This is a genomic window from Microtetraspora sp. AC03309, from assembly GCF_020826795.1.
Taxonomy (GTDB): Bacteria; Actinomycetota; Actinomycetes; order Streptosporangiales; family Streptosporangiaceae; genus Microtetraspora; species Microtetraspora glauca.
In genome coordinates this window covers 1-614 of record NZ_JADDIL010000357.1, presented here as the reverse complement: position 1 = coordinate 614, position 614 = coordinate 1, and the positions used below count along the sequence as shown (strand labels likewise).

The window sequence follows — 614 nt, the reverse complement described above, 5'->3', positions numbered from 1 at the left end:
GTGCGTGCGAGACACCGTGGGTGATGACGCGAGCGAAATGTCCTGCCAAATGGGGATATTGGTTATCGAAGCGGCGGGCAATGAACTCGGCATGATCGCGGTTCTTGGCGAAGATGATCGTCTTGCCCAACCGGTCGCCGGCGGCGACGCGATGTCCCTTGGCCATCAGGTCGGCGAGCACCATGTCGACGGTGCTCTCGTTGAACAGGACCTTGTTCACCTCCTCGGAGGTGATTTCGTCCGGAGTGTCGTCGCCCCAGTCCAGAGACTCCCATTCGTCTTTCTCGTCCTCGGACAGGTCGGCGTATCGGATACCCCGGTCGAGGAACGTTGTTCCGCCGGCAATTCCCACGGCGGGCACCAAGAACCCTTCCTTGACCGCGTCGTCGAGCCCGTAGGCATCGGTGGGCACGCCGTCCTCGAGCCGGAACAGGCGGTAGGTGTTGTGATCGACCTCGTCCTTCGGCGTCGCGGTCAGACCGACCAGCAGTGGGTCGAACCAGTCGAAGATGGCCCGGTACTTCTGGTAGACGGAACGGTGGGCTTCATCGATGACCACCAGGTCGAAGTGGCCAGGACCGAATTTCCTTGTTCCCGAATCGGTGTCGTTGATC

1 protein-coding gene is annotated in these 614 nt (G+C 61.2%); it reads right to left on the bottom strand.

Translation table 11 applies throughout. The features are described from left to right. On the bottom strand, positions 1–614 hold a 614-nt coding region (locus IMZ11_RS43320; protein WP_228649481.1), incomplete at both ends, for a DEAD/DEAH box helicase family protein.